This is a genomic window from Euzebya sp., assembly GCF_964222135.1.
In the GTDB taxonomy this organism is placed as follows: domain Bacteria; phylum Actinomycetota; class Nitriliruptoria; order Euzebyales; family Euzebyaceae; genus Euzebya.
In genome coordinates this window covers 1-8,117 of record NZ_CAXQBR010000042.1, presented here as the reverse complement: position 1 = coordinate 8,117, position 8,117 = coordinate 1, and the positions used below count along the sequence as shown (strand labels likewise).

7 protein-coding genes and 2 pseudogenes are annotated in these 8,117 nt (G+C 71.7%); 3 read left to right on the top strand and 6 right to left on the bottom strand.

What is annotated here, in order from left to right; translation table 11 throughout:
• Positions 1–20: 20 nt before the first annotated feature.
• Positions 21–68: pseudogene (locus ACEQ2X_RS09865) on the top strand (hypothetical protein); the annotation flags it as partial.
• An 84-nt stretch (positions 69–152) separates the two neighbouring features.
• Here ACEQ2X_RS09865 and ACEQ2X_RS09860 read toward each other — a convergent pair.
• The 6 genes and pseudogenes from ACEQ2X_RS09860 to ACEQ2X_RS09835 form a co-directional block, all read right to left on the bottom strand.
• Positions 153–362, bottom strand: a pseudogene (locus ACEQ2X_RS09860) (Rieske 2Fe-2S domain-containing protein); the annotation flags it as partial.
• Positions 363–441: 79 nt separating this feature from the next.
• Positions 442–2,259 (bottom strand): PEP-utilizing enzyme, encoded by a 1,818-nt coding sequence (locus ACEQ2X_RS09855; protein ID WP_370325638.1) that lies wholly within the window; start codon positions 2,257–2,259, stop codon positions 442–444.
• A gap of 51 nt (positions 2,260–2,310) precedes the next feature.
• Positions 2,311–3,381 (bottom strand): PEP/pyruvate-binding domain-containing protein, encoded by a 1,071-nt coding sequence (locus ACEQ2X_RS09850; protein ID WP_370325637.1) that lies wholly within the window; start codon positions 3,379–3,381, stop codon positions 2,311–2,313.
• A gap of 120 nt (positions 3,382–3,501) precedes the next feature.
• A complete protein-coding gene (locus ACEQ2X_RS09845; RefSeq protein WP_370325636.1) occupies positions 3,502–4,617 on the bottom strand; it encodes a histidine phosphatase family protein in 1,116 nt (371 codons plus the stop codon).
• Positions 4,614–5,525: a catechol 2,3-dioxygenase gene (locus ACEQ2X_RS09840; RefSeq protein ID WP_370325635.1), complete on the bottom strand. Its 912-nt coding sequence runs from the start codon at positions 5,523–5,525 to the stop codon at positions 4,614–4,616. The genes ACEQ2X_RS09845 and ACEQ2X_RS09840 overlap by 4 nt, the downstream gene beginning before the upstream one ends.
• A 44-nt stretch (positions 5,526–5,569) precedes the next feature.
• A complete protein-coding gene (locus tag ACEQ2X_RS09835; RefSeq protein WP_370325634.1) occupies positions 5,570–6,478 on the bottom strand; it encodes a catechol 2,3-dioxygenase in 909 nt (302 codons plus the stop codon).
• Between the two features lie 190 nt (positions 6,479–6,668).
• Here ACEQ2X_RS09835 and ACEQ2X_RS09830 point away from each other — a divergent pair, with 190 nt between their 5' ends.
• A complete protein-coding gene (locus ACEQ2X_RS09830) occupies positions 6,669–7,376 on the top strand; it encodes a hypothetical protein (protein ID WP_370325633.1) in 708 nt (235 codons plus the stop codon).
• The coding region (locus ACEQ2X_RS09825) for an IclR family transcriptional regulator (RefSeq protein ID WP_370325631.1) at positions 7,369–8,117 on the top strand (749 nt) is incomplete at its 3' end. The genes ACEQ2X_RS09830 and ACEQ2X_RS09825, both read left to right, overlap by 8 nt.

The window sequence follows — 8,117 nt, the reverse complement described above, 5'->3', positions numbered from 1 at the left end:
CGCAGGGCGGCTACGGGATCATGCAGGAGCGCTGCCCGCACCGCCGCGCGTCCATGGTCTACGGGGTCGTCGAGGCCGAGGGCCTCCGCTGCGGCTACCACGGCCGGCTGGTCGCGGCACTGCCCGGTCTCGTCGAACAGCCAGCCGTGGTAGCCGCAGCGGAGGCCCTCGGCCTCGACGACCCCGTAGACCATGGACGCGCGGCGGTGCGGGCAGCGCTCCTGCATGATCCCGTAGCCGCCCTGCGGCCGCTTCCACAGCGCGAGGTCCTCGCCGAGCAGCCTGACCTTCTTGATCGGCCACTCGTCGAGCTCGCGCACGAACGCGACGGGGTACCAGTAGCGCCGCAGCAGCTCCCCCATCGGCGTGCCGGGGCCGACCTGGGTCAGCTCGGTGTTCAGCTCGGGCTTCAGCATGGGAGGTCTCCTAGAGCCGTCGTACCTAGAGCTTCGTGACGGTGCCGGTGTTGCCGTCGACGCGGATGCGGTCGCCGGTGCGGATCTCGGTGGTGCCGCTCGACGTGCCGGTGACGGCGGGGACGCCGTACTCGCGGCAGACGATCGCGGCGTGGCTCATCAGCCCACCGATGTCGGTGACGACGGCGGTGGCCTTCGAGAACGCCGGCGCCCAGGAGGGGGCGGTGATGGGTGCGACCAGGATCTCACCCTCCTGGACGTCACCGATGTCGGCCGCGTCGAACACCACCCGCGCCGGCCCCTCGGCGACGCCGGGGGAGGCGGCCATCCCCGTCACGGTGGCGCCGCCCTCCGCCGCGTTCAGCCAGCCGTCGATCGACTCCGACGTGATGCCCCAGAGCATGATCGTGAACGGCTCGGTCACGACGGTCGGTGGGGGTCCGAGCGCCTTCGGCGCGTTCGGCTTGTGGGCCTCGAGGGCCTTCACGATCCGCCGGCGGCGGTCGATGATCGGCGGCCAGTGGTGGGGACCCTCCGGCTCCACCCCGACAGCCCAGGCGCTGTAGAGGTCGAACAGGAGCGTGTCGACCTCCTCGCGCCGGACGAAGAAGATGTCCTCGGCGGTCTCGAAGAAACCCTCCTTCGCGAGCGTCTCGCCCAGCTCGCGCGACTTCTGCCAGAACACCGACATGGACCAGTGCTCGATGTAGAAGTTGTGGTTCTCGACGTAGGGGAACACGGTCCGGGCGAGGCCGAGCTTGCCGTCGAAGGCCTGGCGGTCCTCCTCGGCGTCGAGCAGCTCGCGGTACTCCGCCACGATGCGATCCCGCTCGGCGCGGATGGCCTCCGTCGGCCGGGAGATGTCCTCGCCGGCCCGCAGCTTGGTGATGTAGTCCCAGATGAAGCCGTAGGGCACCGAGCGGTCCTGGATCCAGGTCTTGTCGCTGAAGTAGAACCCGGTGCCCGAGGAGAAGTTGAACCACGGGTCCTCGACGGCGTCCCAGGCGGCCAGCCACTCCCGTCCGGCGTCGGTGTCGAGCGCCGCCGCCACGGCGGCGGGGTCGTCGTGCTTGGCGAAGGTGTCCGCCACGCCGAGGTCGATCGCCCGCTGGGCGAGGACCTTCAGCTCCTCGTTCGGGCGGAACAGGTCGACCTCGATGCCGGCGACCATCTTGGCGATCGCGAGGTCCGGGATGGAGGGGAAGGCCTGCTTGCAGAAGCCGAAGAAGTCCAGGTAGGCGGCGTAGCCGAGGTTGAGGAACTCGAAGTGGTACTGCCAGATCCGCTGGGCGAGGTCCTGGAAGCGGTGGTACTGCTGCTGCAGGTCCCAGCCGCTGCCGACGCCCCGGCCTGAGGTGACGACGTCGAGGTCCTCGGTGTCGGGGAGGGGTGAGAAGTCGATCGCCTGGATGTCGGCGATGTTCGCCTTCACCTTCTCGAGCCAGCTCGCGTACAGGTCGTCCCAGTTCGCGAAGTAGTGGCCGGCCCGCTCGACGAACGCGCCGGCGCGCGCCTCGACCTGGGCGGGGTCGGCGATCGTGACCGGGCTGAAGTACGGGTAGCCGTGCAGGATCCGGAAGTCGATGCCGTTCGCGGGCGGCACCAGGTAGTGCCGGGAGTTGTACTGGCTGAGCGCCGAGATGGCGTACATCAGGTGGTCGGCGTCCCACGGCGACATCGCCCAGCCCCAGTGCATGGAGTCCATGAACCAGAACTGCTGCTCGTCCCGCGCGCGACGCCCCTCGCCGAAGAGCGCGGAGTAGGCGTAGAGCTCCTCCCACCCCTCCGCGCCGTCGGGGGTGGGTAGCTCGTAGGGGTTCGGGAAGCGCTTCTCATCCGCCATGTCGTTCGGCTCCTCGTGGTGGGGTGTGGCGTGCGGGTGGGGTGTGCGGGGTCACTTCCGGGCGTGCACGGGCGCGGTGAGCGTCGAGACGATGGACGCCATCGGGTCGTAGCCGCCTGTCGTGATGGGCGTGCGGGGACTGCGGGACCAGACGGTCTCGGGTCGGGCCTGGAGGAGGATCACGTTGTCGCCGTCCGGCAGGTGGCGGTCGAGGGCCCACTCGATGTCCTGGGGGCAGCCGTAGTGCCGCTCCGCCCGGCGGGCCATGACCGCCACCGCGCAGACCTCGTCGTCGGTCAGGCAGGGCTGGTCGCGACGGTCGGCGTCGACGTCGGCCTTCACGACGTGGTCGCCGTCGAGGCGGTACTCGATCGCCTTCGAGGAGATCCGCCGGGACACGATCGTGCGGAGCACCTTGTCCACCAGGAAGTTGTCGGGCGTCACCTCCCCGCCCACGACGGACTCACCGAGCCCCCAGGAGGCATCGATGGCCACCTGCGACCGGTCGCCGTCGGAGGGGTTGAGGGTGAAGGCCACGCCGGCGGCGCGCGGGTCCACCATCTTCTGGACGCCGACCGACATCGAGATCAGCTGGTCGTCGAAGCCCATCTGGCGGCGGTAGGCGATCGCCCGGTCGGTGAAGATCGACGACCAGCAGCGCCGGACGTGGGTGACGACCGCGTCGGCGCCGGTGATCCACAGGTAGGTGTCCTGCTGGCCGGCGAAGCTCGCGTTCGGCAGGTCCTCGGCGGTGGCCGACGAGCGGACGGCCACCGGCACGTCCTCGACGCCGCAGCGCTCGCACAGGGCCAGGTAGGCACGGCGCACGTCGTGCTCGATGGCCGCGTCGATGGGGACGGTCTCCATCGCCTCGCGGATCTCCGCCGCCACCTTCTGCAGCCGCCGGTTGTCGTCGGGGTCGAGGGCCGCGAGCGCACCGTTGACCGTGGCGACCAGGTCCGCGTGCGTGCGCAGCAGGTCGTAGGCGTCGGTGGTGACCGCGAACCCCGGCGGCACCGGCAGCCCGGCGGCCATCATCGTCCCGAGGCTCGCGTTCTTCCCGCCGACCCGGGCGCGGTCGGTCTCGTCGTACTCGTCGTACCAGATGACGTACTCAGACATGCCGCGCACCTCCCGGCGTCTCGGCGCGGGCGGGGGTGGGGGTGGGCCCCAGGAGTCGGGGGCGACGGTCGGGCAGCTCCTGCACACCAGTCCCTCCTGTGCGGTGGTGGTCGGCTCGGGTCAGGCGGGGTCGGGGGCCAGCGGGCCGGTCCAGCGCTCGTCGGCCTGCCACGACGGGAGCGCCTCGATGTCGGGCACGTGGATCTCCTGCACGCGGTTGCGGTAGCCGACCATCGCCTCGGTGCCGCCCTCGAAGACCTTCACGCGGACGTGCTCGGTGTTGTACGGCTCGCCGGGGTCGTAGCCGAGGGCGGTGATGGCGAAGGCGCGGATCGGTCCGGAGTGGGTGGCGATCAGCATGCGGGCGCCGGGGAACTCCGCCGCCAGGCGTTGGATGCCCTGCCAGAAGCGCCTGACGACCAGCGCCGGCGGCTCGAAGTGGAACATCGGGATCTGCAACCAGTGCTGGATCGGGTCGGACCCGCCCTGCTGGGTCCGCCAGAACCGGTCGATCTCGACCAGCCACATCGGCCGGTCGCCGACGGCGGTGCGCTCGAAGGTCTCGAGGGTGGAGTAGTACTGCCGGAACGCCGAGGTGACGTCGCGGACCCCGTCGGGCGTGGCCACGCCGAAGTTGCGGAACTCCGCCATGGCCGAGGGGTCGAAGACCTTCACGTCCTTCTCGAACATGGCCAGGCCGTCGTGCAGGCCGCGCTCGAGGTTCTGGGCGGTCTCCCGCGCCCGGTTCGTGTCGGCGTGCCGGATGACGAGCGTCTCGCCGGCGCTCACCCGCTTGGCGACGGTGTGGCCGTAGGTGTGGGCCTGCCACACGCCGAGCGGGGTCAGGCCGGACTCCGTCGAGTACCCCTGGGTCTCGCCGTGGCGGATCAGGTACACGTCGGCGAGCACCTGCTTCTTCGCCTGCGGCGGCGCGGAGATCTCCTTGGTGCGGTTGTCCTCCGACATGGACTGCTGCATCCCGAGGCCGACCCGCTCGTGCAGGGGCGGCAGGGCCTGGGGGGTCGAGCCGCCGTCGGCGCGCTGGCGCTCCCGGAAGCGCCGCAGGTACAGGGGCGTGGCACCGTCGTCCCCGGCCCCCGCCCCGTCACCGGCAGCCCCGTCGCCGCCAGCCCCGTCGCGGCGCTGCCGCTCGAGGTAGGTCGCGAGGTACTGCGGGGGATCGACCCGCTGGGTCGACGGCAGCCGCCGCTGAGTCCGGTCGTCGTCGGATCTCATGAGTGCACCGTGAGGAAGTCCTGGTCGACGACGCCCTGGTAGTAGAAGACGGCGCGGCCCATCTCCGCCTCGGTCCAGGTGATCGGCTGGCGGTCCGGGTCCGCCCAGTACCCGCCGGTGTAGACCTCGTTGCGGTTCCCGGCGGGGTCGAAGAAGTACAGCCCCCAGCCGCGCGTCGCGCCGTGGCGGGTCGGACCCGCGTCGATCCGGACGCCGTGGTAGGCGCAGATGTCCGCCGCGCGGCGCAGGTCGTTCCAGTCGTCCACCCAGTAGGCGACGTGGTGGAACGCGCCCTGCGGGCCGGTGATGAACGCGATGTCGTGCGCGGTGTGGGTCCGCTCGAGGAAGGTGGCGAGCTGGTGGCCGTCGTCGGCGAGGATCTGCTCGGTCAGCCGGAAGTCGAGCACGTCGCAGTAGAACCGCGTGATGTCGTCGACGTCCTCGCACATCAGGAAGACGTGGTCGAGCCGCGGCGGGTGCATGCCGGACAGGCCCTGCGGCTCGGGGGGCGGGTTGTGCAGCGGCAGGGCGTTGCCGACCTGCGCCATCCCGTGGACCAGCTCGGTGACGTGGCCGCTCGGGGCGGTGAACCGGACCGTCTCACCGGACCCGGGCCCGAGCTCGCCGGCGCCGTAGCGCTTGGTCGGGATGCCCTCCGCCTCGACCCGCTCGGTGTACTCCTCGAGATCCTCGGCGTCGGCGACCTTGAAGCCGATCACGTCCACGCCGTAGGTGGGCGCGTAGGCGAGGATGAGGGAGTGGTGCTGCTGCTCGTCCCAGCCCTTCAGGTACACGCGCTCGTCGGTGACGGCGGTCTCGATCAGCCCGACGACCTCGGTGTAGTAGGCGGTGGACAGCTCGAGGTCGGGAACGCGCACCTCGACGTGGGACAGTCGCAGGATCCCCATCGCTCACCCTCTCGTTCGGCTCGGCGGCACGTGGTGGCGTGCCATCAGGTGTGGACGCTGACGAAGCGCTCGTTGACCTCGCCCTCGTAGTAGAAGACGGCCTGGCCGATGTTGTCCTCGGTCCAGGTGATGGTCGGGAAGTCCGGGTCGGGTCGGTAGCCGCCGGTGAAGACCTCGTTGCGGGTGCCCATCGGGTCGAAGAAGTAGATGGTGTTCCCGCGCGTGACGCCGTGCCGGGTCGGCCCGACGTCGATCTGGATGGCGTTGTAGGCGAGGATGTCCGCCGCGGTCCGGACGTGGTCCCAGTCGTCCAGCCAGAACGCGAAGTGGTGGAGGGCGCCGTTGGTGCCGTTGACGACGGCCAGGTCGTGGGGGCTGTGGGACCGCTCCATCCAGACGCCGATCTGGTGGCCGTCGCCGCCCACGAGCTGCTCGGTCATCCGGAAGCCGAGCACGTCCATGTAGAACTTCGCCGCCTCGCCGACCTCCTCGGCGTTGATGAGCAGGTGGTCCATCCGCGGCGGGGCGATGCCCTGCAGGCCGAGCGGCTCGAAGGTCGGGTTGACCTTGGCCACGCGGCTGCCGACCTTCTCGACGTCGTGGACGAGCTCCATCTCGTGGCCCGAGGGGGTCTCGAACCGGATCGACTCGCCCTGCCCGACCTCCTCGCCGCGGGACACCCGCCGGACGGCGAAGCCGTAGGTCTCCACGGCGCGCTCGAGGTCGTCGAGGTCGTCCTCGCGCTCGACCTTGAAGGTGAAGCGGTCCATGCCGACGCGGGGGTCGTACCGGACGGCCAGCGAGTGGTGGTCCTCCTCGTCCCAGCACTTGAAGAACGTGCGGTCCCCGGCGTCCTCGGTGACCTCCATGCCCATCACGCCGGTGTAGTACGCACGCGCGAGGTCCAGGTCGGGGACGGTGATGTCCACGTGGCTGAGTCGGAGGATTCCCATGGGCCGGACCGTACTGACGGGGGGATCGGCGGCGGAACCGATGTCCCGCACCGCGGGACGCATTCTGCGCACGGTCGCTCGGGGAGTGCATGGATCCAGCCATGCTTCCCACATGGCGGGACGATGCTGGGATCGCGGACGGCGTGGGGCATAGGGTCCGGCTCCACCGCCCGACCCGCCGGAGGCCACCGTGACCGACCGCACGACCGACGCCGCGGCCGCCCACACGCCCGAGGCCATGCGGGCGGCGATGGCGGACTACGTGCGCGCGGTCCACCAGGCCTACCTGTCCCAGAGCGCGGGGCAGCCGCCGGGCGTCCGCGGCCGCCTCGCCCTGCTGGACGGCCACGTCACCGTCGCCGCCGCTGGCGTCCGGAACCTGCACGTGGTCGCGACCACCGAGCGCCTGGCCCCGCCGACCGGTGAGGAGGTGGCGGTCGACGACGAGCTGGGGCCGCTCCGCTGGACGCTGCGCTTCTTCGACCCCGTCGTGCTGCCGGCGCTCGGCGTGATCGACGAGTCCGCCGGCCCCGCCAGCGCGCAGGTCCGCCGCGTGCTCGGCATCGCCACGCACCTCTACCACCTGATCGTGCAGCCCGGCGGGCAGCTCACCACGCACCACGCCGGGCCCGCCGGCGCCGGGCTGGCCGCCGAGCACGTCGCGGCCGCGCGCGACTTCGAGGCCATCCGGGCCCACGCCCGCGGCGCCGAGGCACTGGTCGACGAGATGGAGGGGGCGGCGCAGGCCGGGCTGGTCCGCGCCCAGGCCCTGCTCGCCGCCGCGATCGCGCCGCGCGACGAGGGCGTCGAGGCCCTCGCGCGGGCCGGTGCCCCCGACCCGACCGACCTGCGCCGGGCCCTGCTCGCCGCGGTCAGGGGGGAGCGGGTCCGTGCCTGAGCCGCCCCGGCTGTCGTCGGTCCGCAACGCGGTCCGGGTGCTCAAGGCGTTCAGCGCCCGCCACCGGACCTTCGGGGTCTCCGAGCTCGCCCGCCGGCTGGACCTGTCCACGTCGACGACGCACCGGCTGCTCGCCACGCTCGTGGCCGAGCACCTCGTCGAGCAGGATCCCGAGACCGGCCGCTACCAGCTCGGCCTGGCCGTCTACGACCTGATCGCCGCGGTCTCGCCCGGCTACGACCTGACCGAGGCGGTGCTGCCGCCGATGACGATGCTCCGCCACCGCACCGGCGAGACCGTCCAGGTCGGCGTGCTCGACGGGCGGGAGGTCGTGTACGTGGAGCGCCTCGAGAGCACCCACACCCTCCGCATGTTCCTCGACGTCGGCCGGCGCAACGACGCGCACTGCACCGGCACCGGCAAGGTGCTCCTCGCCCACCTGCCGCCCGACGTGCTCGACCGGACCCTCGACGGGTGGGACCTCGTCGCGAAGACCGACCGCACGATCACCGACCACGCGGCCCTGCGCCGCAGCCTCGCGACCATCCGGGACATCGGGTACGCCCACAACGACGAGGAGTCCGAGATCGGCGCGGTCAGCGTCGGCGCGCCGGTGCGCGACGCGAGCGGCGCGGTCGTCGCCGCCCTCAGCGTCGCCGGCCCGACCCCGCGCCTGCGACCGGCCCTGACCGACATCACCCACGCGGTCGTCGAGGCGGCCGCGGTCGCCAGCCGCCGCCT